We start from the raw sequence: 22,395 nt of genomic DNA, 5'->3' as shown, positions 1-22,395 counted from the left end.
TGGAAGAGGAGAGACACTATGGCGATCAGAGTCGCCCTCGTCTCGCCCGAGCGCGAGGTGTGGGCGGGCGAAGCCGAGATGGTGGTCGCGCAGACCATCGAGGGTGAGATCGGTATCCGTACCGGTCACTCCCCGGTGCTGGGCGTCCTTGTCGACGGCAGCGTCGTGAAGATCTTCCCGTCCGGTGGCGACCCCGTCATCGCGGCGGTCGGCAGCGGGTTCTTCTCCGTCGCCGACAACGAGGTGTCGATCCTGGCCGAGCAGGCCGAGCTCGGCGCCGAGATCGACCTCGCGGAGGCCAGGCAGACGCTGGCCGCGGCCCAGGCCGGAGGCGACGGGGACAACCCGGCGCAGGTGGCCGAGCGGCGGGCCAGGGCCAGGCTCCGTGCCGCCGGCGCGGACGTCTGAGAGAGACCGGCAACACGTGGGCGAGCACCTGGCAGAGATCACCGGCTGGGTGCTCGTCGCCGTTGTGCTGATCGTCGTCGCGCTGTTCGGCGCGATGACGCTGCGCCGCTGGCTCCTCGAGCTGGGCGGCGGCACGGTGGAGTGCAGTCTCCGCGATCTCGGCGGCACCGGGGTGTGGCGGCTCGGCATCGGCCGCTACCAGGGCGACGAGCTGCAGTGGCACCAGATCTTCGGGTTCCGGCGCAGGCCGCGGATCGTGATCCAGCGGCGCGGGCTCGTGGTGCTCGGCCGGCGCAGCCCGTCCGACGGCGAGGCCGACGCGCTGACGAACGACGCGGCGATCATCGAGATCCGCAACGGGGACGTCAAGCTTGAACTCGCGATGTCGCTCGCGGCGCTGACGGGGTTCCTCGCCTGGCTCGAGTCCTCGCCTCCCGGCTGGCCGGTGGACCTGCCCTCCGGGGCCTGAGGCGGCGCGCTCTACCCTTGCCGGTATGAGCCGTGAAGACGAACCCGTCGTCCTGTCCAGGATCTACACCCGTACCGGGGACGACGGAAGCACCGGCCTCGGCGACGGGAGCCGCACCAAGAAGACCGACCCGCGTCTCGCGGCGTACGCCGACGTGGAGGAGACCAACGCCTTCCTCGGGGTCACGCTGGCGACCGGGGGGCTTGCCGAGGACGTCGCGGCGGTGCTGCGCCGCGTCCAGAACGATCTGTTCGACGTCGGCGCCGACCTGTCGGCCCCGGTCGTCCCCGACCTCGGCTACGAGCCGCTGCGGGTCACTCCGGCTTACGTGGAGCGCCTTGAGGCGTGGTGCGACGAGTTCAACGCGCCCCTGCCCGTGCTGCGGAGCTTCATCCTGCCCGGCGGCGACCTGCCGACCGCGCACCTGCACGTCGCCCGGACGGTTTCGCGCCGCGCGGAGCGCTCGGTGTGGGCCGCGCTCGAGGAGCACGGGGACAAGGTGAACCCCTTGACCGCGCGTTATCTGAACCGGCTGTCGGACCTGCTGTTCATCCTGTGCCGCACCGCGTCTGCGGGCGCGGAGGTGCTGTGGAAGCCGGGCGGCTGAGCGGCTTACAGACGGCGGGCCATAAGGATGTCGTCCACGTAGACGCCTTCGACGCGGAACTCCTCGCGGAGCACCCCCTCGACGTGGAAGCCGGCCCGCTCGTACAGGCGGCGCGCCGCGGTGTTGCTCGACAGGACCCGCAGGGTGATCTTGCGCGCGCCCTGGCGGCGTGCCTCGGCGCACGCCTCGGCGAGCAGCGCCGCGCCGACGCCCCTGCCCCGGACCGCGTGGTCGACCCCGAGGCCCTGGATCTGCCTGACGTGCGCGGCCGACTGCTGGAGCACGGGCTGGACGAGCCGCAGGAAGCCGACCACGCGGTTCCCCTCCGGCCCGGTGAGTTCGGCGACGAGGAAGTGGTCGGGCAGGTGGAAGCGGTCGAAGAAGTGCGGGCCCGCGGCGGGACGCGGCACCGCCGAGTTGTCCGGGGCCCAGGTGCGCCGGTCGAGGTCGGCGAGGGCCGCCTCGTCGGCGGGCCTCGCCTTGCGGATGACCAGGCCGCTCAGGTCGCTCACGTCGCTCACACCCCAGAGTCTGCCGTTCCCCGGCCGCGAGGGGCGAGGGCGGTGGGAGACTTGGCCCATGCGTCTCGTCATCGCCCGCTGCTCCGTGGACTACGTGGGGCGGCTCACCGCCCATCTGCCTCTCGCGACCCGCCTCGTGCTGATGAAGGCCGACGGCAGCGTCTCGATCCACGCCGACGACCGAGCTTTCAAGCCGCTGAACTGGATGAACCCGCCCTGCTCGGTACGCGAGGAGCCCTACACCGAGCACGGGGCCATCGCGAAGTGGACGGTCACGCACGGCAAGTCGGGCGAACAGCTCATCCTCACGATCTTCGAGATCCTGCACGACCACACCCACGAGCTCGGCGTCGACCCCGGCCTGCAGAAGGACGGCGTCGAGGCGCACCTGCAGGAACTGCTCGCCGAGCACATCACCACGCTGGGCGAGGGGTACCGGCTGGTCCGCCGCGAGTACCCGACGGCCATCGGGCCCGTCGACATCCTGTGCCGCGACGCGTCCGGCGGCACCGTCGCGGTCGAGATCAAGCGGCGCGGCGAGATCGACGGCGTCGAGCAGCTCACCAGGTACCTGGAACTGCTGAACCGCGACCCGCTGCTCGCCCCGGTGAAGGGCGTGTTCGCCGCGCAGGAGATCAAGCCGCAGGCGCGCGTCCTGGCGCATGACCGCGGCATCGACACCGTCACCCTCGACTACGACGCGCTGCGCGGCATCGAGAAGGAAGGGATGCTCTTCTAACGCGGTGAGCCGCCTCCTGAGGCCCGCGCGCGGGTGAACCCTTGCGCGGGTGTCCCGGGAGGCGGCCCGTGCCCGATGCGCGCCGCTCGTTCCGGCGCCCGTCTCGTCAGTCGTCCCCCTTGTCAGTCATCCCCCTTGTCAGAGGTCGGGGCTGAACGAGTAGGTGTACCTGGCATAGTGCGTCCGCGTGCCCGGCACGAACACACGGTAGGTGCGGTTGTTGCGCAGCACCCAGCCGGTCTGCCCGAACCGGTCGGTGCGGCGGCACGAGACCGTCACGAAGCGGCGGTCGTACCCGCGGACCTCCCTGCGCTGGAGGCACGCGCGCGCGTCACGCAGGACGCGGTTGGTGTCGGAACGTTGGATCTGTACCTCGAGCAGGGACCGGTCACGCCGGTGGTCCTGGAGGTCGAGGCGCACCGAGACCCGGTAGCGGCGCAGCTGGTCGTCCACCTTGGGCGCGGCGAGCCTTGCGCCCGCCGTGGCGGAGGAGTCCGCGGCCACGGCAGTGCTCGGGTTCGCCGGCTTCGCCGGTGGTGGAGCTGCGGGAATCGTCGACGTCGACGCGAAGGCGGACGGTGTCGTGGCCAGGACGGCCGCGGCGCTCGCCGCACAGAGCAGGAGCTTGATCATGCATCCTCCCGGAGAGATCGTTATCCGATGACCTGTCCGAGAAGGGTGATGGTGAATCTTGTCGTCGCGCTTGTGCTTGGTCAATTATCGGAAAAACAACTTCTTGTCGGAAATACCTGACGGATAAGGGACGCCGACGCGGGCGTGCGCCTCCTCCACGATCCGCTGGTGGACGCCGTAGCGGAGCGTCCGGGTGAGGGCGTGTCCTGCCGCGCGGGCGGCCAGCGGGCCGAGCGGGGTGCGCGGCGTGAGGCCCAGCAGCCGCTTGGCCCACGACGGCAGCAGGTCGGTCGCGACACGGCTGATGACCTGCGTGGAGTAGCGGGTGACGGGGTCGCCGCCCACCGGGCCGCGTAGGAACCCGATGGCTTCGAGGGTCTCCTCCGAGACGGTGAGACGCGGGCGCATCATCGCGAAGTAGTCGGCGACGTCGGCGCGCGACTTGGGCACGTCGGTCGCGCCGAGCATTTCCGAGACGACGGCGTATTGCGCGAAATACTCGTCTATTCCTTTTCCGTCGAGGGGCTTCGGGTGGTAGCGCTGATGGGCTTTGGCGGCCTGCGCGGACTGGGTGATCCCGGTCCAGATGATGTCGGCGGAACTCGTCGCGGAATAGGGGCGGCCGTCGGGCATCGTGCCGTGCACGCGTTTGTGCATGGTCCTGACGATTCCGGCGAGCTTCTCCGCGACGGGCGTCGCGCCGTACGTCATGCCGCTGACGAAGCTGCTGGTGAACCCGAGGCGGCGGATCGGGTCCTGGAGGTAGTTCGAGTGCTGGTTCGTGCCGTGCGTGACGGGTTCGTTGAGCGTGCCCAGCAGCAGCCCGGACACGCCGCCCAGGACGCCGGAGACGTCGCCGTGCACGTACCAGACGGCCGAGCCGGGGCCGAAGAGGCCGGGGTCGCCGACGGGCTCGGTGTACTGCTCGCCGGGGAGGTGCGCGGCGGCGAGCATGCCCCAGTAGGAGTCATCGATCTGTTTCCTGAGGTTCATAAGCACATACTTACGGAGTGCTGAGACAAATTGCAAGTGGTGTCTCACGGATAGGGTGTGACCATGCCCTCCGGTGCCGCCACGCCCTCCGCGTCCTTCCCGCCGCCGTCCGCCGCCGAGCCGCCCGCTTCGGGGGCTTCGGGGGCCTCGGGGGCCTCGGGGGCCAGGTCGTCGGCCGAGCGGATCGTGGACGCCGCCGAGGAGTGCTTCGCGCGCTTCGGCGTCGCCAAGACGACGGTCGAGGACGTCGCGCACGCGGCGGGCATGTCGCGGGCCACGCTGTACCGCAACTTCTCCGGCGGCCGCGACGAGCTGATCCTCGCGGTGTTCCTGCGCGACGTCGGGCGCTTCCTCGACGGACTCGTCGCGAACGTGCCCGCCGAGCTCGACCCGGCGGAGGCCGTCGTCGCGGGGGTGCTCGACGCCGTGCGGTTCGTGCAGGGCGAGCCGAAGTTCGCCGCGCTGTTCGCGCCCGAGGCCGTCGGGCACACGCACAAGGCGCTCGCGCAGTCGTCGCAGCGGGCCATGGACCTGTGCGCCGAGCGGGTCGAGCCCTACTTCCGCGCCGCGCGCGACGCGGGCCTGCTGCGTCCCGGCCTCGAGGTCAACGGGACCGTGGAGTTCCTGTTCCGGCTCATCTCCTCGCTCAGCCTCGCCCCGCTGGACCGCCCGGAGGCCGAGACCGCGAAGTTCCTGCGCACCTACGTCGTCCCGGCCCTCATCCCCTGACGTCCCGCGCGGCCCGATCGTCGCCGAAGAGTTATCCACAGGGCCGGAAGCGGAAGTGGGGGCCTGCGGGTAGCGTTCGGCTCGTGAGACAGACACAGCGCGGTTCGGGCAGGGGGATCAGCCCGGTCTTCCTCGGCATCGTGGCCTTCACGGTCGTGTGCGGCCTGCTGGTGTGGTGGTCGGCCTGGGAGCCGGGGGTGGGGCCGTCGAGCCAGGCGGGCCTCGCGGTGTTCGGCTTCGTGCTGGGCGCATGGGTGGTGTCCCTGTGCCTGCACGAGTTCGGCCACGCCGCGCTCGCGCACCGCTTCGGCGACCGCTCGGTGGCCGCGCGCGGCTACCTCACGCTCGACCCGCTGAAGTACACCGACATGACGCTCAGCATCGTGCTCCCCGTGCTGTTCCTGATGCTCGGCGGCATCGGCCTGCCCGGCGGCGCGGTATGGATCGACCGCGGCGCGATTCAGGGCAGGCTCAGGCACAGCATGGTGTCCTTCGCCGGGCCGCTCACCAACATCGTGTTCGCGCTGCTGTGCGGGGCGGCGATCCACCAGTGGGCGGGGCCGGACCACGCGGTGTTCTGGGTGGCGCTGGCCTTCCTCGGCTTCCTCCAGATCACCGCGGCGGTGCTGAACCTGCTGCCCGTGCCGGGGCTCGACGGCTTCGGCATCTGGGAGCCGTACCTGCCGCGCGCGTTCGTCAACAAGGTCGCGCCGTACGGGATGTGGGTGTTCATCGGCCTGATCGCGCTGCTGTGGATACCGCCGCTGAACCGGGCGTTCTTCTCGGTGATCTACGCGATCACCGGCCTGTTCGGCATCCCACGGGACTTCGCGCAGGTCGGGCACTCGGTCTTCATGTTCTGGTGACCGCGCCCGGCGCGCGCCCGCCCAGCGCGGCGCCGGGGTGGAAGTCTGCCGGGTAAGGGAAATGTCACGGGTTTGTCAGCGAAAGCTCGCTTTCCGTACGCGTTCACACTGGACGTCTCACGAAAAGGTGATTAGCGTCACCGGTGGACACTTCGGCGGAAGGAAGCCACACGCATGTCCCTTGATGTCTCCCCCCAACTGCTCGCGAGAGCACAGCAAGGTGAGATCGACGACGCGACGTTCGTCGAGTGCATCCGGACCTCGCTCCCGTACGCCTGGGATCTGATCAGCGGTCTGGTCGCCGATCTCGAAGTCGCAGGAGGCGACTTCGCCGACAACCAGACCCCTCCTCCGGACGAGCAGGCGCGCGGGCAGCTCCTGCGAGTTCTGGCGAGTGACGCCATGCGCGGCAGTATCGAGCGCTACTTCGGCGTCAAGCTGGCATTCCAGAACTGCCATCGGGTCGCGGTCTTCCCCGGCAAGGCCGGGGACACCGACACCTACCGGCAGTTCGTCACGGCACGCGAGCAGATCCTCAACCAGCAGCCGCACCTGCGCGACTGCTGACGGGCACCCGGAGCCTCGGCAGGACGTCCCTGCCGAGGCTCCGCACGTTTTCCAGGACGCGCCGGGGGTCGGCGGCGCACTCGGCGAGCAGCACGACGCGCTCGACGCCCGGGACGGCGCAGGCGCGCTCCAGGGCCGCCGTGCAGTCGTCCGCGTCGCCCACGGCGTGCATCTCGGCGAGTTCGGCCGCGTAGGCGGCCGCATCGCGCTGCTGACGAGGCCGTCCGTCGACCGCGACGTATCCGGCCAGGCCGGGACCCATCCAGCGCGGCAGCTCCGCCCTGACGGTCTTCTGGGCCTCCGCACGGCTACGCCCCACCCAGGCGAGCCCCGTCGCCACATGCCCGACCTCCCGAGGCCCGCCCAGCGCGCGGTACCGCGCGATCGCCTCCGCCTTCTCCGCATCGCCCACATGCATCCCGAGCAGCATCGGCAACCCCCGCCGCGCCGCGAGCTCCTCCGACGCGGGACTGGTACACGCCAGGAACACGGGCGGCGCCACCTCGGGCACCGGCACAAACGGCACCTCCCGAAACCTGAAGAACCTCCCCTCCGCCGCAACAGCACGGCCCCCACCCCACGCGCGGGCGTCAGGCCCGTGCTCGGCGGATTCCCGGGCGTCGGCGTCGGCGCGGCCCCCGTCGTGTGCGCGGGTGTTGTGCCCGCGCTCGGGGGATTCTTGGGGTTCTGTGGGGGTCAGGCAGGTGAGGAGGAGGTCCAGGGATTCGGGAAAGGCATGGTCGTAGCGGTCGAGGCCGGTGCCGAGGACCTCGAGTTCGCGCCAGGGGCCGCCGCGGCCGATGCCGAGCAGGAAGCGGCCGGGGGCCAGGGACGCCAGGAGCGCGGCCTCCTCGGCGAGGGCGACCGGGTGCCGGGCGGAGAGGACCGCGACGGCGGTGCCGACCGCGATCCGTGACGTGGCCGCCAGCAGGTGCCCGGCCAGGACCGTCGCCGACGGGCACACCCCGTAGGTCATGAAGTGGTGTTCGGCGAGCCATACCTCGTCGAAACCGGCGTCCTCGGCGGCTCTGGCCAGCGTGACGGTGCGGCGCAGGGCGTCGGCGGGGGACTGGCCGGGCCACTGCCCGGCGGGGAGGAAGAGTCCGAAGCGCATGGTCGTCTGCCTGCCCGCCGGAGGCGTCTGCCAGACTTCTGCACAGTGACGGCTTGAGAGGAACGGCTATGGGCTTCGGCAAGGTGGGTGTGGTCGGACTCGGCACGATGGGCGCTGGCATCGCCGAGGTGCTGGCCCGCGGCGGCGTCGAGACGGTGGGCGTCGAGGTGAACGACACGGCGCTCGAGCGCGGCAGAACTGGCATCGAGGGCTCCACCGCCCGCGCGGTCACCCGCGGCAAGCTCACCGAGGAGGCCCGCGACGAGATCCTCGGCCGGATCACCTTCAGCACCGACTTCAAGGCCCTCGCCGACTGCGACCTGGTGATCGAGGCGGTGCCCGAGCTGATCTCGCTGAAGGCCAAGGTCTTCGCCCAGCTGGACGAGGTCTGCCGGCCCGACGCGGTGCTCGCCACGAACACCTCGTCCCTTTCGGTGACGGAGATCGCCGCGGCGACCTCGCGGCCGGAATCCATCGTCGGCGTGCACTTTTTCAACCCGGCCCCCGTGATGAAGCTCGTCGAGGTGATCTACAGCGAGCGTTCGCGGCCCGAGTACGTCGAGGCCGTCACCGCGCTGGTCCGCGACCTGGGCAAGGTCCCGGTGACGATCGGGGACCGCGCCGGGTTCGTCGCCAACCGGCTGCTGTTCGGGCTGCTCGGCCCGGCCGCCCAGCTCGTGGAGTCCGGCGTCGCCAAGGAGGACATCGACGCCTCCCTGAAGGACCTCGGCCTGCCCATGGGCCCGCTGACCCTGATGGACCTCATCGGCCTCGACACGTGCCTTGAGGTCCTCGAGGCCGTCCACGCCGACTCGGGCTCGCCCAGGCACGCGCCCGCGGGCATCCTGCGCAAGCTGGTCGGCGAGGGCTCGGTCGGCCGCAAGTCCGGCGGCGGCTTCTACACCTACGAGCGCGCGGGCTCCGGCACCGTCGTCGCGCCCGTCGAGGGCACCGCGTCGGCGGAGATCGCCGAGAGCCTGTACGGTCCGTACCTCGAGGACGCGGCCGAGATGGTCCGCAGCGGCTACTGCACCGCCGACGACGCCGACGCCGCCATGACGCTCGGCTGCGGCTTCCCCGTCGGCCCGATCGCGGCCCTGCGCGAGCGCGGAGCCTGGACCGACTGACCTCGCATAACCTACAGATCATGGCGCGCAAGAACCGTCGAGGCGACGGCGGAGCCCGTCCGCTGTCGGCGTTCGGCGTGCAGGAGACAAGGCAGGAGCCCGACGGCGAGTGGCACGTCCGCACGGTGAGCGCGGGCGCGGCGGTCAAGAGCTACCGGTGTCCGGGCTGCGACCAGCTGATCCCCCCGGGCACCCCGCACCTCGTCACCTGGCCCGCCGACCGCGGCGGCCCCGACGACCGGCGGCACTGGCACCGGCCGTGCTGGTCGGCAAGGCTGCACCGACGACCCAGAAGGTGACATGACCACGGAGATCAGGGCGGCCACCGTGCTGCCCGCGCGGCGTGAGGACATCACGCTGCACACCGGCGACGGACTCGAACTCGTCGGGGAACTCGCGCTGCCCGAGGGCCGCGACCCCGTCGCGACGCTCGTCTGCCTGCACCCGCTGCCGACGCACGGTGGCATGATGGACAGCCACGTGCTGCGCAAGGCGTCCTACCGGCTTCCCGCGCTCGCCGACCTCGCGGTGCTGCGTTTCAACACGCGCGGCACGACCAGCGAGCGCGGCACCTCCCAGGGCGCGTTCGACGGCGGCGAGGGCGAGCGCTACGACGTCGCGGCCGCGCTGGAGTTCGCCGAGTACCACGACCTGCCGAACGTGTGGCTCGTCGGCTGGTCGTTCGGGACCGAGCTCGCGCTCAAGTGGGGGCTCGACCCGTCGGTGCGCGGCGCGATCCTGCTGTCGCCGCCGCTGCACCGCGCGACCGACGCCGACCTCGACGCCTGGGCCGCCGACGGCCGCCCGCTGACCGCGCTCGTCCCCGAGCTCGACGACTACCTGAGGCCGCCCGAGGCGGCGCACCGCTTCGCGCGGGTGCCGCAGGCGGAGGTCGTCGGCGTGCCGGGGGCCAAGCACCTGTGGGTCGGTGAGCCCTCGGTGCAGGTGGTGCTGAACGAGATCGTCAAGCGTGTCGCGCCGGCGTCCTGGCCGCTGCCCGTCTCCTTCTGACGCCCGGTGACCGCACACGGCCAGCCCGCGGTGTTTTCCTGATCAGCCGGGTACGGAAGTGTGCGTTGAACCGTTTCAAGGTGTTCTAAGGGGATTGCTGATGCAGTTGTACGCTCGGGACGTCGGTCAAGGCACTCCGCTCGTACTCCTGCACGCCTTCCCCCTGTCCTCCTCGATGTGGCTCCCGCAACGCGAGGCACTGTCCGGTCGGTTCCGGGTGATCACTCCTGATCTGCGCGGGTTCGGCGGCTCGGTACTCGGCGCGGCGGAGCCGTCGGTGGACACCATGGCCGACGACGTCGCCGCGCTGCTGAAGTCCAAGAACATCCCGCGCGCGGTGATCGGCGGGCTGTCGATGGGCGGTTATGTGGCGATGGCGCTGTGCCGCAGGCATCCCGAGCGGGTGCGCGGACTCGTCCTCGCCGACACCAAGGCGACCGCCGACCCCGACGCGGCACGCGAGAACCGGTTGCGGATGGCCGAGCGGCTCACCGCCGAGGGCAGCGTCGCCGCGCTGACCGAAGAGGTGCTGCCCAAGCTCGTCGGGCCGACGACGATGCGGCAGCGCGCCCTTGTCTACGGACGCATCCGTGGCCTGGTCCAGGCGACGCCGCCGAAGGCCGCCGCGTGGGCGCAGCGGGCGATGGCGGGCCGTCCCGACAGCACCGAGACACTGCGCTCGGTCCGGGTCCCGACGCTGGTCATCGTCGGCGCGGAGGACGGCATCACCACCGAGGCCGACGCGCGGCACATGGCCGACGCGCTGCCGAACGCCGAGCTGCACGTCATCCCCAGGTCGGGCCATCTGACGTCGATCGAGCAGCCCGACCTGTTCAACCAGTCGGTCGCCGACTTCGTCAGCGCGGTCGCCAAGTCGACGGTGTGACCGTCAGCGGGCGTCCTGGCGCGGGTGGACGACCTCGCGGATGATGAGCGAGATCGCCGCCGCGACCGGGATCGCGAGCAGCGCGCCGGTGACGCCCATCAGGCTGCCGCCGACGAGCGCGGCGATGACCGTCACGACGGGCTGGACGTTGACCGAGCGCTCCATGATGCGCGGGTAGATGAAGTAGTTCTCGACCTGCTGGTACAGCACGAAGAAGATGGCGCACGCGATGCCCTCGGGCACGCCGGTGAGGAAACCGACGAGCGTGACCGTCGCGCCGCCGATCGTCGCGCCGACCATCGGGATCAGGCCGGTCATCGCGACGATGAGGGCGAGCACCGCCGCGTAGGGCACGCCGACGATGCTGAGGAAGATGTACGCCGACACGCTCGCGATGAGCGAGATGAGCGCCGCGCCGGAGACGTAGCCGCCGATCTGGTCGAGGATCTCGTCGCCGAGCAGCGCGATGCGCGCGCGGCGGGTGCGCGGGGTGAACCGGTAGAAGAAGTTCTTCATCTGCGGCAGTGCCGCGAGGAAGTACAGGGTGAGGATCAGGACGGTGAAGGTGTTGAAGATGGCCGACAGCGCGCCCTTGCCGACGCCCAGCGCCCAGTCGGCGACGCTCGCCTGGAAGTTGGATTCCAGCAGCTTCTGCTGTGCGGTCTCCAGCAGGTTGTAGCGCGCGTCGAACTCGGCGATGCGCTTGTTCTCCTGGAGCTGCCCGATGTACTCCGGGACGTGCTCGGCGAACTTGCTGATCTCGGTGACGACGGGCGGCACGACGGCCCAGCCGATGCCGGTGAGGAACAGCGCGACCGCGAGGAACACCACCGCGACGGCCCTGCCGCGCGAAAGCCCGACCTGCACGAGCCGCTCGACGCCGGGGTTGAGCCCGACCGCGAGGAACAGCGAGATGGTGAGCAGGATGAGCACCTGCCGCACGTCGAGCACCGCCTGGACGAGCAGCCACGCGAAGATGCCGCCGAGCACCGAGGAGAACCCGAACACGAACGGATGGAACCGGCTGAGCGGCCGCCCCGGCGTCCCGAACGGCAGTAGGTCGGTGACCCCCGCCTCCCGATGCCGCTGCCCCATGTCCGTCAACGGATCGGCCGGATAGACCGCAGGAGGCTCCGCCCCGGGCGGCAGCGGCACCGGCCGCCCACCCGCCTTCACGGGACTCCCCGCACCTTCCGCAACCCCGCCCTGCTCCGGCGCCTCCGCCTGCTCGCCCGCGCCCGCCTGTTCCGGGACGCCCGCCTTCGCGGGAGTCCCCGCCTGCTCCGGCACCCCTGCCTGCCCGACCGCGCCCGCCTGGTCCGGGTCGCTGGGCTGTTCCGGGACGCCCGCCTTCGCGGAAGGCCCGGTCTCCTTCGGAGCACCGGTCTGCCCGGGCGCGCTCACCTGCTCCGCGACGCCCGCGTGCGCGGAAGTCCCCGCCTGCTCCGGGACGCCCGTTTGTTCCGGTGTGTTGGGAGGGGGTGGGTTGGGGGTCGTCTGGTCCGGGACCGTGGCGGGGTCATGGTCCGCCGACGGATTCGCGCTGGAATCCCGCATGCGCTCTCCTCACCCGATACGACGATCTACCGTAGCCGACAAAAAGGCCCGCAGTGGTAGACGCCGAAGGGCCCGGGGTCGTTGCCGACCTCGGGCCCCTTCTTCCGGCACAGTCACACTGGTCCGGCACTGTCTGTTCGGATCACGCCTTCAGCGGGAGGGCGTTACTCCTGCCACCAGTCGTCGTCGTCTCCGGCGGCGGCGGGCTTCTTCGCGCCGGCCTTGGCGGCGGGGGCCGCCTTCGGCTCGGGCGCGGCGACCGCGGGGGCGGGCTCCGGCGCGGCGACCTCGGGGGGCGACATGACCGGGGCGACGCCGCCGATGAGCTGGCGCAGCTGGTTGAGGTGGCTGGTGATGGAGTCGCGCTGACGGGTCAGCTCGTCCACCTGGCGCTGCGCCGCGGTGCGGATGCGCTCGGCCTCGGCCTTGGTCTCGGCGAGCAGCTGCTCGGCCTGCGACTTGGCCTCGGCGATGACGTTGTCGGAGTTCTTGCGCGCGTTCGCCATGAGCTGCTTGGCGTGGCTGTCGGCCTCGCGACGGGTCTGCTCGGCCTGCTGGGTGGCCTTGGCCGCCCGCTGCTCGGCGGACGACGCCCGCTGCTCGGCCTCGGCGACGAGCTTCTGCGTCGCGGCCTGGGCGGCGGCGTGGCGCTCGGCGTCCTGGCGGTCGGCCTCCTCGCGGCGGGCCGCGAGCTGGATCTCGAACTCGGCCTCGGCCTGCGCGCGCTGTGCCTCGGACTCCTCGAGGATGCGCTGCGCCTGCGCGCGCATCTCGTCGGCCTGCCGCTTGGCGGTCGTCAGGATCTCGTCGCGCTCGCGCTTGGTGGACGCGCGCAGCTGCGCGACCTCGCGCTCGGTGGTGGTGCGCAGCTTGGCGATCTCACGCTCGGCGCTGGCCCGCTTCTCGGCGACCTCGTGGTCGGCGGTGGCGCGCAGCTTGGCGACCTCGCGCTCGGTGGTCGACGTCAGCTCGTCGGCCTCGCGGCGGGCGCTGGTGCGGACCTCGTCGGCCTCGCGCTCGGCGGTGTTGCGCATGTCGTCGCCCTCGCGCTGGGCGGTGGCGCGCAGTTCGGACGCGTCGTTCTCGGCGGTCGCGCGCAGTTCGGCGGCGTCCACCTTCGCGGCGGCCTTGATCTCGTTGGCCTCCGAGCGCGCGGCGCCGACGAGTTCGGTCGCCTGCTCCTCGGCGAGGCGCAGCAGCTGCTCGATGCGGGCGCCCAGACCCGAGTAGGTCGGCCGCTCCTGCTCCTGGAGCTGGCGGTGGGCGTCGGAGAGCTCGCGCTGGAGCGCGCCCGCCTGCTCGGTGGACTTGCGCACCTCGTTGTCGAGCTGCTTGATGTGCTCGTCCACCTGGTGGCGGTCGTAGCCGCGGAGGACTACGTCGAACTCCTTGGCGGGGGTGTCTTCGAAGAAGTTGCTGAGCTGGGCGTCGATGTCGGACTGCATGGAGGCTCAATCCTGGTGTGACGAGTGGGCCGGGGTCATCTGTGTGACTTCACAACCGGTTGATGGCCTGACGGTGCGCAGAGCTTCTTCCGGCGAGAGCAGCGTACTCCCGACGCTGCCGTGTTGGGGGCTCATCTGAACGCACTGCGTAGATTGTCGGATTTGTTACTTTTCCCGCATGGGCGTTCGAGACCTGCTTCTCCACGCAGAGTGACGCGACGAACCGGACATGAAGGCCGAGACGTCCATGGAAACCCCGGTGCGTGACCGGGCGATTTCGATAACGTCACGAAACAGGCAACGCCGGACTACTCCCAATGTTCTGGTGATTTCCCGGCCTTCCGCCCGGGTAATTTCGGCCCGGCCGTCACCCGTGCCCGTCACTCGGCCTTCTGCACCAGTTCCGTCAGGACGCCGTGGCAGTCCTTCGGGTGCAGGAAGGTGATGCGCGACCCCATCGACCCCCGGCGCGGCTGCTCGTAAAGCACCCGGACGCCCTTGCCCGCGATCCCGTCGGCCTCCTCCTGGACGTCGGAGCCGTCGGTGCCGAACGCGATGTGGTGGACGCCCTCGCCGTTCTTCTCCAGCCACTTGGCGACTGTCGAGTCGTCCCGGATCGGGGTGATGAGCTGGATGTACGACGCGGCCCCGTCGCCGGTGTCGTTGATCTTGAGCATGCACTCGCGGACGCCCTGCTCCTCGTTCACCTCGAAGTGGGCGTCGGTGAAGCCGTAGGTCTGCTTGTAGAACTCGACAGTCGCGTCGAGGTCGTGGCAGGCGATACCGATGTGGTCGATGCGGGACAACATGGGGCGAACCCTCCAGAAACTCGGTGTGGGGCTGCTGGGTATCGTGGCAAACGACGAGAGCCGCGGCTTGGGAGGCCCCCTAGTTATGACTTCTGTGATCATCGCCGGAGCCCGGACGCCCATCGGGCGCCTCCAGGGCTCCCTCAAGGACTTTAGCGCCACCGACCTGGGCGGATTCGCGATCAAGGCGGCGCTCGAGCGGTCGGGCGTCGCGCCCGCCGACGTCCAGTACGTGATCATGGGCCAGGTGCTCCAGGCGGGCGCGGGCCAGATCCCCTCGCGCCAGGCCGCGGTCAACGCGGGCATCCCGATGACCGTCCCGTCGCTGACGATCAACAAGGTGTGCCTGTCCGGCCTCGACGCGATCGCCCTCGCCGACCAGCTGATCCGCGCGGGCGAGTTCGACGTCGTCGTCGCGGGCGGCATGGAGTCGATGACCAACGCGCCGCACCTGCTGCCGAAGTCCCGCGCGGGCTACAAGTACGGCTCGATCGAGGTCCTCGACCACATGGCCTTCGACGGCCTCACCGACGCGTTCGACGCGATCCCCATGGGCGAGTCGACCGAGCGCGTCAACGCCAGGCTCGGGCTTTCCCGCGAGTCGCAGGACGAGTTCGCCGCGCGCTCCCACCAGCGCGCTGCGGCCGCGACGAAGAACGGGGTGCTCGCCGACGAGATCGTGCCGGTGGAGATCCCGACCCGTAAGGGCGACCCGGTGGTGTTCGCCGAGGACGAGGGCATCCGCGCCGACACCACCGCCGAGTCGCTGGGCAGGCTGCGTCCCGCCTTCGCCAAGGACGGGACGATCACGGCGGGCTCGTCGTCGCAGATCTCCGACGGCGCGTGCGCGGTCGTCGTCATGTCCAAGGCCAAGGCCGAGGAGCTGGGCCTGACCTGGCTCGCGGAGATCGTGTCGCACGGCAACGTCGCGGGTCCGGACAACTCGCTGCACTCCCAGCCGTCCCGGGCGATCGAGCACGCGCTCGGCAAGGCCGGGCTCGCCGTCGCCGACCTCGACCTCGTGGAGATCAACGAGGCGTTCGCGGCGGTCGGCATCAAGTCGGCGGAGGACCTTGGCCTGTCGGCCGACATCGTCAACGTCAACGGCGGCGGCATCGCGCTCGGCCACCCGATCGGCATGTCCGGCGCGCGGATCGTGCTGACCCTCGCGCACGAGCTCAAGCGGCGCGGCGGCGGCGTCGGCGCGGCGGCGCTGTGCGGCGGCGGGGGCCAGGGCGACGCGCTGATCGTCAAGGTCTGACCCGAGGCGGACCCGAGATAGACGCGGAAGGGGCGCGGCCGGTGCGGCCGCGCCCCTCGTGTGTTCGGCGTACTAGCCCTGTGGGCCGTTGATGGTGACCTTCTCGAAGCCGAGCGCCTTCATCAGGTTCTCCAGCATCTGCCGTGTGTTGGCGTCCGCGCGTTCCTTCAGCCCCGACGCCTCGGCGGCCTCCTCGATCTTGTCCTCGGCCAGCTTGTACACCTGCTGCTGGTCGTTGGGGTTGCTCGAGAAGAAGTCGCCGAAGCGGTCGATCAGCCCGCGCTCGGTGGCGAACACGTAGGACTTGTCGTTGTCGAGCGCGGCGTTCTCCAGCGCGGCGGCCGGGAGCGTGATCGTGACCTCGGTGCGGTCGGCGTTGACCTCGACGTCGTCGATCTTCGAGAAGTCGACGTAGGCGTCGACGCTGCCGACGCCGACGAACAGGGTCCGCTGGCCGCGGATCGCGTCCGGCAGGAACTTGGCGTCCTTCTCCAGGTCCACGACGACCTGGAACTGGCCCGTCGCCGCCTCGTACCGCGACAGGTCCTTGATCGACTTCAGCACCGCGGGGCCCGACCTGTCCTTGGTCGACAGGCCGAACGGATCGGTCCAGCTCGGCAGCAGGCTGAAGCCCTGTGCCACCGCGTAGAGGACGGCGAGCACCACGACGACGGCGCCCGCCTTGAGGACCCGTCCGGACGACGACCTGGGGGCGGCGGCCTCCGTGCCGGAGTCTTCGGCGTCCCGCCCTGATTTCGTGGGGTTCATACGGGGAAGTGTCCCCGGCCGGAAGCCCCCTCATTCAGGGGTCGGATGACCTTCTCGTGATCATGGCCTTACCTTGGGGGACGTGATCCGAGTCTTCCGCTACGTCTCCCTCGCCGAGGCGACCTCGTTCCTGCTCCTGCTCCTCGTGGCGATGCCGCTCAAGTACCTCGCGGACATCCCCGTCGCGGTGTCGATCGTCGGCGCGGCGCACGGCGCGCTGTTCCTTGCCTACGTCGGCCTCGTCGCCCTCTGCTTCCGCCCCCTCCGCTGGACCCTCACCCGCGCCTTCCTCGCCCTCGTCGCCTCAGTCCTCCCCATCGCCCCCTTCTTCGTAGAAAAGCACTGGATCAACGAGCCCACCACCACACCCGCCCAAGCCTGACCCGCGCCCCTGACGCGCCCGCGCCCCACGTTCCAAGCGGGCACGGCGGGCGTTCCGCCCAGGTCTGACCCGCGCGACGCCCGCCTACCGCGCGACCCTGACGGGCTCGCGGCCCGCGTTCCGAGCGGGCACGGCGGGGCCTCAACGCCCGCGTTCCGCCCAGGTCTGACCCGCGCGACGCCCGCCTACCGCGCGGCCCTGACGGGCTCGCGACCCGCGTTCCGAGCGGGCACGGCGGGGCCTCGACGCCCGCGTTCCGCCAGGTCTGACCCGCGCGACGTCCGCCTGGCGCGCGGTCCTGACGGGCTCGCGGCCCGCGTTTCGAGCGGGCCGAAGGCTCGCGGCCCGGACCTGACGGGTCCGGGGCCGTGTCCGGGTGGGCGGGGGTTACATGAAGTGGGCGCGGCTTAGTTCGCAGGAGCGGAAGAAGCGGTAGTTGCGGGCGAACCACTCGCGGCGCTGGCCCTCGGCCCAGTGCGCGAAGGCGGTGATGGGCCTGACCGGCATGGGCTCGTCGAGCAGCCAGGAGACCACCATCGCCTGGTATCCGGTGCGCGCGCCCGCGCCGCAGCCGCCGAGGGCCGCGCCGAGCTCGCGCACCACGCGGCGCTCGTAGCCGGGCGACAGGTCGGCCAGGTGGAAGCCGACGACCCCGCGCGCGACCCGCACCGGCTCGCGGCCGGGGATCTGCTCGATCCGCGCGATCGCGCCGGGGGTGCCCGCGAGCCGGGTGGCCAGCGGCGCGATCGCCGCGCCGAGCGTCGGCAGCGCCTCGCGCAGCGCCGGATGGACGCACACGACCACCGGCCACTCGCGGCACACGTACGTGGGCCGGGCCGGAACCGCGACGTCCTCGCCCGTCGCCTCGAGCCACGCGGTGCAGCCGACGACCGCGCCGAGCGCGAGGCAGACCGGGGCGAGCAGCCGGGACCGCCGGGTGATCCACGCGGTGTATGCGAGTACGAGCGCGACCGCGAGGCCCGCCGCCCAGCCCGCCTGCGCGGCGGGGACCCGCGCCAGCAGCTCCTCGAACGGGTCGACGGGCCCGAGCCGCGCCGGGGGCAGCACCGCCCAGGCCGGTCCCGGCCGGAACGAGCACCACGCCCACGCCGCCACCGCGACGGCCGGGACGGATGCGGGATGCGGCCTGACCCGTCCGACGAGGTATCCGGCGACGACGAGCAGCGCCGTCGCGCACGCGCCCGCCGCGAGCGCGGCCGCCTGCGCCGCGCCGAATCCGCCGTCGCCGAGCAGCCGTCCCGCGACGAGCGCCCAGCCGCACAGGTGCGCGGCCACCGCGACCGCGACCAGCAGCGCGAGGTCGTGCAGCGGCGCGGCGGCGGGGGAGCGGGCGGCAAGCGCGCGCAGGTAGTCGAGCCGCCTGCCGCGCACGCCGGTCCACGCCGCGAGCGCGGCCGCGGCGGGCCCGGCCCACCGCACCGACGCCTCGGCCGCGCGTACCGTGCCGTCCCAGTCGTGCAGGCCGACGGGCAGCGACCGCCACCCCGCGACCGCGCCGATCCCGGCGAGCGCGGGCAGCGCGACGAGCAGCGACCAGCGCCGCGCGTCGACGCGCATGACCCTTGCCACGCGCGCGATCCGTGCGGGCCGTACCGCCCGAGCGAGGTCACTCACGCCGCGTCAGCCGCACGGCAGCGGGGTCTGGCCGCGCACGGCACCCGAAAGCGCAGCCCGCACAGGCTCCTTGCCCAACACACCGTCACCCGCCCCGCCCCCCAGCGCGCTGCCATCCGCCCTGCTACCCGCGACGCCATCGCCCGGCCTGCTACCCGCGACGCCATCGCCCGGCCTGTTACCCGAGAGGCCATCGCCCGGCCTGCCGCTCAGCGCGCCCTCACCCGGCCCGTTGCCCAAGACGCTCTCGCCCGGCCCGTTGCCCAGGGCGCTGCTGCCCGCCTTGCTCAAGACGCCGTCGCCCGGCCTGCCGCTCAGCGCTCGGTCGCCCGCCTTGGTCAAGGCGCTGTCGCCCGGCCTGTTGCCCAGCGCGCTGTCGCCCGCCTTGCTCAGCGCGCTGTCACCCGGCCCGTTGGCCAGCGCTCGGTCGCCCGGTCCGTGGGCCAGGGCGCTGTCGCGTGTCTTGGTCAAGGTGGTGTCGCCCGGCCTCGGCGAGGGTTTTCCCGTCTTTGACGGGGTGCCGGGGGTGGGGACGGGGGCCGGGGCGCGGTCGGCGGGGGTGAGGCGGCAGTGGTGCAGCACGAGCACGCTGTCGCACCAGGGGCTGAGCGGGGCGGTGTCGGTCGCGGTGACCACGACGGTCGGCGCGGCGGCGGCGATCAGCGGGCCGAGCTCGGCGGCCGCGGCGTCGGAAAGCCCCGCGAAGGGCTGGTCGAGGAACGCGATGTCCGGTTCGTGTACACACGCCGCGGCGAGGCCCGCGCGCACCCGCAGGTCGGGGGGCAGCGAACTGAGCGGCCACCCGGCCACGTCACGCAGGTCCAAGCCGTCCAGCACCTTCTCGACGGACGTCGCGGGCCGCCGCTGGTAGTAGGCCGCATAGGCCACGAAGTCGCCGACCGTCGAGCTCGCCGCCCAGGGGGAGTCGGCGGGCAGGAACCCGATGCGGGAGCGCAGCAGACGCAGCCCGCCCCGGGTGCCTGAGTCGTGGCCAAGCACCTCAAGACGGCCCGTGTGCGGCCGACGCAGTGTCGCGAGCGTGGCGAGCAGGTCCGACGTGCCGGAGCCGGCAGGGCCGGCGATCCCGACCGCGCCTTCCGGCAGGCCGAAGGAGACAGGCCGCAGCACCCACCGTCCCCCACGGCGGACGCCCAGTCCCTTCGCCACGATCGCGGAATTCTCCACGATCACTTTCTGTTTCCCCCTGAGTCGTCGGCGACGCGTGACGGGCGGGCGGCATTCCGGCGTCATCCCCAGGCGGCCGGGCCTTTTGCCGTCGCAACACGCATCGACAGCGGAACTATAACGGCCCTTTGGTATCGCTGTCAGCAGCCTTTTGGTCACTCGCCGCAATGTCCGCTGTGTGCCCGGGCGGCTTCGGTGTGCGGCCCGACGGGTCAGCCGCGTTCGGGTTCCCGCCCGCATGAGGCAGGATGGACCCATGCAGAAGCGTGATTTCTCCCTGCACGGCGCCGTCGACCTGGGTGCCCGCGCGGCGGCGGCCAAGCGGCAGCAGGAGCGCGCCGAGCGGCCGGCCGGGCCGGGCGGCCAGTATGTGATCGAGGCGACCGACGCGAACTTCGGGTCCGACGTCGTCGAGCGGTCCATGCGCGTCCCGGTGATGGTGGCGTTCGTGGTCGACAAGGAGCCGTCGTGCGACGCGCTCATGGGCGACCTGGAGAAGCTGGTCGGCGAGGGCGGCGGAAGCTGGCTGCTCGCCAGGGTCGACATCGAGATCAACCAGCAGCTCCAGGGCTACCTCCAGCAGATGCGGGTGCAGCGGCTGCCGTTCGTCGGCGTCGTGGTGCAGGGCCAGATGATGCCCTTCATCAACAGCGTCCCGCCGGAGGCCGAGCTGCGCCAGGCCGTCGGCGAGCTGTTCGCCGCGCTCAAGGAGCAGGGCCTGATGGGCGAGGTTCCCGAGGGGGCCGAGGAGCCCGTCGAGGCAGCGCCGCCGATGGACCCCGCGCACGCCGCCGCCGAGGACGCGCTGGCCAGGGGCGACTTCGAGATCGCCGCCGAGGCGTTCCGCGAGGTCCTCGCCGCCAACCCGCGCGACGACGTCGCCAAGCGCCGTCTCGCGCTGACCGAGCTGACGATCCGGGTGAAGGGCTACGACCCCGAGCGCCTGGAGTCCGACCCGCTGGCCGCCGCCGACGTCCAGCTGCTCCAGAACGACCCCGAGGGCGCGTTCGACAGGGTGCTGGCCGTGGTCCGCTCCACCTTCGGCGACGACCGCGACGCCGCCCGGGTGCACCTGCTGAGCCTGTTCGAGTGCCTGCCCGCCGATGATCAGCGCGTAGCAAAGGCGCGCCGGGCTCTGCAAGCCGCGTTGTTCTGAAATTTTCGCAATTTTTTGCTTGAGCTTACATACCGCGGCGTTGACGGCGTATTCTCAGAAGAGCCCTGACGTGTCAGAAGGCGTGTCAGGGCTCGTTCTTTTCTCTGGCATGAGGAGTTCCACGTGGGCGCGCCGAGCGTGTCGTATTCGATCACGGTCAGATTGGAGGTCCCCGCGGGCGGCAGGGCCGTCAGCGGGATCACCCATCACGTCGAGCACGCCGGCGGCGTCGTCACCGCCCTCGACGTGAACACCGCGGCCACCGACACGCTCGGCATCGACGTGACCATCGCCACCCGCGACACCGAGCACGCCGAGGCGATCGTCGGGGTGATCGAGGGCATCGAGGGCGTGAAGGTGCACAAGGTCTCCGACCGGACCTTCCTGATGCACCTCGGCGGCAAGATCGAGATGAAGTCCAAGGTGCCGCTGCGCAACCGCGAGGAACTCTCGATGGCCTACACCCCGGGCGTGGCGCGGGTGTCGATGGCGATCGCCCGCAACAAGGAGGACGCCCGCCGTCTGACGATCAAGCGCAACAGCGTCGCGGTCGTCACCGACGGCTCGGCCGTCCTGGGCCTGGGAAATATCGGCCCGGAGGCGGCGATGCCCGTCATGGAGGGCAAGGCCGCGCTGTTCAAGCGGTTCGCCGGGATCGACGCCTGGCCGATCTGCCTCGACACCCAGGACACCGACGAGATCGTCCGCATCGTGCAGTGCATCGCGCCGGGCTTCGGCGGGATCAACCTCGAGGACATCTCAGCGCCGCGCTGCTTCGAGATCGAGGCGCGGCTGCGCGAACTGCTCGACATCCCGGTCTTCCACGACGACCAGCACGGCACCGCGATCTGCGTCCTCGCTGCGCTCACCAACGCGCTGCGGGTGGTCCGCAAGGACCTGTCGGAGGTCAGGATCACGATGGCGGGCGCGGGCGCGGCCGGCACCGCGATCCTGAAGCTGCTGCTGCACGCCGGCGCGCGCGACGTGATCGTCTGCGACATGCACGGCGCGGTGCACGCCGGACGCCCCGACATGGACGAGTCCCTCGAGTGGATCGCCGCGCACACCAACGCGGGCGGCTACGACGGCGACCTGCGCGGCGCGGTCAAGAACGCCGACGTGTTCGTCGGCGTGTCGGCCCCCGGCATCCTCACCGGCGACGACGTCGCGGGCATGGCCACCGACGCGATCGTGTTCGCGCTGGCCAACCCCGAGCCCGAGGTCTCCCCGGACGAGGCGCGCGAGCACGCCGCCGTCGTCGCGACGGGCCGCAGCGACTACCCGAACCAGATCAACAACGTGCTCGCCTTCCCCGGCGTCTTCCGCGGCCTGCTCGACGCCGGCGCGACCGGCGTCAACCTCGACATGCTGCTGGCCGCCGCCCGCGCGCTGGCGGGCGTCGTCACCGACGCGGAGCTCGGCCCGAACTACATCGTCCCCAGCGTCTTCCACCCCGACGTCACTACGGCGGTCGCCGCCGCGGTGCGCGACGCCTCCGGCACCGCGGCCCCGGCCGAGGACGCCTGA

Annotated in this window: 25 protein-coding genes; 15 read left to right on the top strand and 10 right to left on the bottom strand. The window is 71.5% G+C overall.

The genetic code is table 11. The features are described from left to right. Positions 1-18: 18 nt before the first annotated feature. The 3 genes from R9X44_RS28375 to R9X44_RS28365 are packed head-to-tail and all read left to right on the top strand — an operon-like array spanning position 19 to position 1,484. Positions 19-408, top strand: a complete 390-nt coding sequence (locus R9X44_RS28375) for a F0F1 ATP synthase subunit epsilon (protein WP_319817372.1) — start codon at positions 19-21, stop codon at positions 406-408. Between the two features lie 16 nt (positions 409-424). Further along, complete coding sequence (locus R9X44_RS28370; RefSeq protein ID WP_319817371.1) at positions 425-877, top strand: DUF2550 domain-containing protein; 453 nt, start codon at positions 425-427, stop codon at positions 875-877. A gap of 25 nt (positions 878-902) precedes the next feature. After that, positions 903-1,484: a cob(I)yrinic acid a,c-diamide adenosyltransferase gene (locus R9X44_RS28365; RefSeq protein ID WP_319817370.1), complete on the top strand. Its 582-nt coding sequence runs from the start codon at positions 903-905 to the stop codon at positions 1,482-1,484. A 5-nt stretch (positions 1,485-1,489) separates the two neighbouring features. On the opposite strand, the gene R9X44_RS28360 is transcribed toward R9X44_RS28365, so the two are convergent. Beyond that, positions 1,490-2,005, bottom strand: a complete 516-nt coding sequence (locus R9X44_RS28360) for a GNAT family N-acetyltransferase (RefSeq protein ID WP_319817369.1) — start codon at positions 2,003-2,005, stop codon at positions 1,490-1,492. A gap of 58 nt (positions 2,006-2,063) precedes the next feature. Between R9X44_RS28360 and nucS the strand changes: the two genes are divergently transcribed. After that, positions 2,064-2,744, top strand: coding sequence for an endonuclease NucS (gene nucS, locus R9X44_RS28355; protein WP_319817368.1), 681 nt, complete (start codon positions 2,064-2,066; stop codon positions 2,742-2,744). Positions 2,745-2,882: 138 nt separating this feature from the next. Here the strand turns inward: nucS and R9X44_RS28350 are convergent, their stop codons facing one another. Continuing rightward, positions 2,883-3,377: a hypothetical protein gene (locus R9X44_RS28350; protein ID WP_319817367.1), complete on the bottom strand. Its 495-nt coding sequence runs from the start codon at positions 3,375-3,377 to the stop codon at positions 2,883-2,885. Positions 3,378-3,461: 84 nt separating this feature from the next. After that, positions 3,462-4,370 (bottom strand): oxygenase MpaB family protein, encoded by a 909-nt coding sequence (locus tag R9X44_RS28345; RefSeq protein ID WP_319817366.1) that lies wholly within the window; start codon positions 4,368-4,370, stop codon positions 3,462-3,464. A 63-nt stretch (positions 4,371-4,433) separates the two neighbouring features. Between R9X44_RS28345 and R9X44_RS28340 the strand changes: the two genes are divergently transcribed. The 3 genes from R9X44_RS28340 to R9X44_RS28330 all read left to right on the top strand — a co-directional run bounded on the left by R9X44_RS28340 (position 4,434) and on the right by R9X44_RS28330 (position 6,532). Further along, a complete protein-coding gene (locus R9X44_RS28340; RefSeq protein ID WP_319817365.1) occupies positions 4,434-5,099 on the top strand; it encodes a TetR/AcrR family transcriptional regulator in 666 nt (221 codons plus the stop codon). Positions 5,100-5,182: 83 nt separating this feature from the next. Beyond that, positions 5,183-5,965 (top strand): site-2 protease family protein, encoded by a 783-nt coding sequence (locus R9X44_RS28335; protein ID WP_319817364.1) that lies wholly within the window; start codon positions 5,183-5,185, stop codon positions 5,963-5,965. Between the two features lie 174 nt (positions 5,966-6,139). Then, positions 6,140-6,532 carry an SCO5389 family protein gene (locus tag R9X44_RS28330; protein WP_319817363.1) on the top strand — a complete coding sequence of 131 codons (393 nt, stop codon included), beginning with the start codon at positions 6,140-6,142 and terminating at the stop codon, positions 6,530-6,532. Here R9X44_RS28330 and R9X44_RS28325 read toward each other — a convergent pair. Next, positions 6,501-7,646 carry an LLM class flavin-dependent oxidoreductase gene (locus R9X44_RS28325; protein WP_319817362.1) on the bottom strand — a complete coding sequence of 382 codons (1,146 nt, stop codon included), beginning with the start codon at positions 7,644-7,646 and terminating at the stop codon, positions 6,501-6,503. The two genes, R9X44_RS28330 and R9X44_RS28325, sit on opposite strands and share 32 nt — an antisense overlap. Before the next feature lie 68 nt (positions 7,647-7,714). Between R9X44_RS28325 and R9X44_RS28320 the strand changes: the two genes are divergently transcribed. From R9X44_RS28320 to R9X44_RS28305, 4 genes are all read left to right on the top strand, one after another. Then, positions 7,715-8,773: a 3-hydroxyacyl-CoA dehydrogenase gene (locus R9X44_RS28320; protein ID WP_319817361.1), complete on the top strand. Its 1,059-nt coding sequence runs from the start codon at positions 7,715-7,717 to the stop codon at positions 8,771-8,773. Between the two features lie 20 nt (positions 8,774-8,793). Further along, positions 8,794-9,072 (top strand): hypothetical protein, encoded by a 279-nt coding sequence (locus R9X44_RS28315; protein ID WP_319817360.1) that lies wholly within the window; start codon positions 8,794-8,796, stop codon positions 9,070-9,072. 1 nt (position 9,073) lies between these two features. Further along, positions 9,074-9,784: an alpha/beta hydrolase gene (locus R9X44_RS28310; RefSeq protein ID WP_319817359.1), complete on the top strand. Its 711-nt coding sequence runs from the start codon at positions 9,074-9,076 to the stop codon at positions 9,782-9,784. Positions 9,785-9,884: 100 nt separating this feature from the next. After that, a complete protein-coding gene (locus tag R9X44_RS28305; RefSeq protein ID WP_319817358.1) occupies positions 9,885-10,670 on the top strand; it encodes an alpha/beta hydrolase in 786 nt (261 codons plus the stop codon). A 3-nt stretch (positions 10,671-10,673) separates the two neighbouring features. Here R9X44_RS28305 and R9X44_RS28300 read toward each other — a convergent pair whose 3' ends face one another. The 3 genes from R9X44_RS28300 to mce form a co-directional block, all read right to left on the bottom strand. Beyond that, positions 10,674-12,227 carry an AI-2E family transporter gene (locus R9X44_RS28300; RefSeq protein WP_319817357.1) on the bottom strand — a complete coding sequence of 518 codons (1,554 nt, stop codon included), beginning with the start codon at positions 12,225-12,227 and terminating at the stop codon, positions 10,674-10,676. A 164-nt stretch (positions 12,228-12,391) separates the two neighbouring features. After that, entirely contained in the window at positions 12,392-13,672 is a 1,281-nt protein-coding gene (locus R9X44_RS28295; protein ID WP_319817356.1) for a DivIVA domain-containing protein, read from the bottom strand. 380 nt (positions 13,673-14,052) lie between these two features. After that, entirely contained in the window at positions 14,053-14,481 is a 429-nt protein-coding gene (gene mce, locus R9X44_RS28290; protein WP_319817355.1) for a methylmalonyl-CoA epimerase, read from the bottom strand. Between the two features lie 85 nt (positions 14,482-14,566). On the opposite strand from mce, the gene R9X44_RS28285 reads away from it, so the two are divergent. Further along, the gene (locus R9X44_RS28285; RefSeq protein ID WP_319817354.1) at positions 14,567-15,742 is read left to right on the top strand and encodes an acetyl-CoA C-acetyltransferase; all 1,176 of its coding nucleotides are present in this window, start codon (positions 14,567-14,569) and stop codon (positions 15,740-15,742) included. Between the two features lie 72 nt (positions 15,743-15,814). On the opposite strand, the gene R9X44_RS28280 is transcribed toward R9X44_RS28285, so the two are convergent. Further along, entirely contained in the window at positions 15,815-16,510 is a 696-nt protein-coding gene (locus R9X44_RS28280; RefSeq protein ID WP_319817353.1) for a DUF4230 domain-containing protein, read from the bottom strand. 82 nt (positions 16,511-16,592) lie between these two features. On the opposite strand from R9X44_RS28280, the gene R9X44_RS28275 reads away from it, so the two are divergent. Then, the gene (locus R9X44_RS28275) at positions 16,593-16,892 is read left to right on the top strand and encodes a DUF3817 domain-containing protein (protein WP_319817352.1); all 300 of its coding nucleotides are present in this window, start codon (positions 16,593-16,595) and stop codon (positions 16,890-16,892) included. Positions 16,893-17,279: 387 nt separating this feature from the next. Here the strand turns inward: R9X44_RS28275 and R9X44_RS28270 are convergent, their stop codons facing one another. Continuing rightward, entirely contained in the window at positions 17,280-18,482 is a 1,203-nt protein-coding gene (locus R9X44_RS28270) for a hypothetical protein (protein WP_319817351.1), read from the bottom strand. A gap of 51 nt (positions 18,483-18,533) precedes the next feature. Beyond that, a complete protein-coding gene (locus tag R9X44_RS28265; RefSeq protein WP_319817350.1) occupies positions 18,534-19,694 on the bottom strand; it encodes an ATP-binding cassette domain-containing protein in 1,161 nt (386 codons plus the stop codon). Between the two features lie 274 nt (positions 19,695-19,968). On the opposite strand from R9X44_RS28265, the gene R9X44_RS28260 reads away from it, so the two are divergent. Next, positions 19,969-20,868 (top strand): co-chaperone YbbN, encoded by a 900-nt coding sequence (locus tag R9X44_RS28260; RefSeq protein ID WP_319817349.1) that lies wholly within the window; start codon positions 19,969-19,971, stop codon positions 20,866-20,868. 123 nt (positions 20,869-20,991) lie between these two features. Beyond that, the gene (locus R9X44_RS28255; protein ID WP_319817348.1) at positions 20,992-22,395 is read left to right on the top strand and encodes an NAD-dependent malic enzyme; all 1,404 of its coding nucleotides are present in this window, start codon (positions 20,992-20,994) and stop codon (positions 22,393-22,395) included.

The sequence above is a fragment of the Actinocorallia sp. A-T 12471 genome, assembly GCF_033875155.1.
Classification (GTDB): Bacteria; Actinomycetota; Actinomycetes; order Streptosporangiales; family Streptosporangiaceae; genus Actinocorallia.
The sequence above is the reverse complement of the archived record's forward strand: the minus strand, read 5'-3'. Positions and strand labels throughout refer to the sequence as shown.

What these genes read in the sequence shown, in the direction of transcription:
- R9X44_RS28310 (WP_319817359.1), top strand. Translation starts at nt 9,074, where the DNA reads ATGACCACGGAGATCAGGGCGGCCACCGTGCTGCCCGCGCGGCGTGAG.
- R9X44_RS28365 (WP_319817370.1), top strand. Translation starts at nt 903, where the DNA reads ATGAGCCGTGAAGACGAACCCGTCGTCCTGTCCAGGATCTACACCCGT.
- R9X44_RS28280 (WP_319817353.1), bottom strand. Translation starts at nt 16,510, where the DNA reads ATGAACCCCACGAAATCAGGGCGGGACGCCGAAGACTCCGGCACGGAG.
- nucS (WP_319817368.1), top strand. Translation starts at nt 2,064, where the DNA reads ATGCGTCTCGTCATCGCCCGCTGCTCCGTGGACTACGTGGGGCGGCTC.
- R9X44_RS28315 (WP_319817360.1), top strand. Translation starts at nt 8,794, where the DNA reads ATGGCGCGCAAGAACCGTCGAGGCGACGGCGGAGCCCGTCCGCTGTCG.
- R9X44_RS28375 (WP_319817372.1), top strand. Translation starts at nt 19, where the DNA reads ATGGCGATCAGAGTCGCCCTCGTCTCGCCCGAGCGCGAGGTGTGGGCG.
- R9X44_RS28350 (WP_319817367.1), bottom strand. Translation starts at nt 3,377, where the DNA reads ATGATCAAGCTCCTGCTCTGTGCGGCGAGCGCCGCGGCCGTCCTGGCC.
- R9X44_RS28345 (WP_319817366.1), bottom strand. Translation starts at nt 4,370, where the DNA reads ATGAACCTCAGGAAACAGATCGATGACTCCTACTGGGGCATGCTCGCC.
- R9X44_RS28305 (WP_319817358.1), top strand. Translation starts at nt 9,885, where the DNA reads ATGCAGTTGTACGCTCGGGACGTCGGTCAAGGCACTCCGCTCGTACTC.
- R9X44_RS28295 (WP_319817356.1), bottom strand. Translation starts at nt 13,672, where the DNA reads ATGCAGTCCGACATCGACGCCCAGCTCAGCAACTTCTTCGAAGACACC.
- R9X44_RS28340 (WP_319817365.1), top strand. Translation starts at nt 4,434, where the DNA reads ATGCCCTCCGGTGCCGCCACGCCCTCCGCGTCCTTCCCGCCGCCGTCC.
- R9X44_RS28260 (WP_319817349.1), top strand. Translation starts at nt 19,969, where the DNA reads ATGCAGAAGCGTGATTTCTCCCTGCACGGCGCCGTCGACCTGGGTGCC.
- R9X44_RS28330 (WP_319817363.1), top strand. Translation starts at nt 6,140, where the DNA reads ATGTCCCTTGATGTCTCCCCCCAACTGCTCGCGAGAGCACAGCAAGGT.
- R9X44_RS28325 (WP_319817362.1), bottom strand. Translation starts at nt 7,646, where the DNA reads ATGCGCTTCGGACTCTTCCTCCCCGCCGGGCAGTGGCCCGGCCAGTCC.
- R9X44_RS28285 (WP_319817354.1), top strand. Translation starts at nt 14,567, where the DNA reads ATGACTTCTGTGATCATCGCCGGAGCCCGGACGCCCATCGGGCGCCTC.
- R9X44_RS28320 (WP_319817361.1), top strand. Translation starts at nt 7,715, where the DNA reads ATGGGCTTCGGCAAGGTGGGTGTGGTCGGACTCGGCACGATGGGCGCT.
- mce (WP_319817355.1), bottom strand. Translation starts at nt 14,481, where the DNA reads ATGTTGTCCCGCATCGACCACATCGGTATCGCCTGCCACGACCTCGAC.
- R9X44_RS28300 (WP_319817357.1), bottom strand. Translation starts at nt 12,227, where the DNA reads ATGCGGGATTCCAGCGCGAATCCGTCGGCGGACCATGACCCCGCCACG.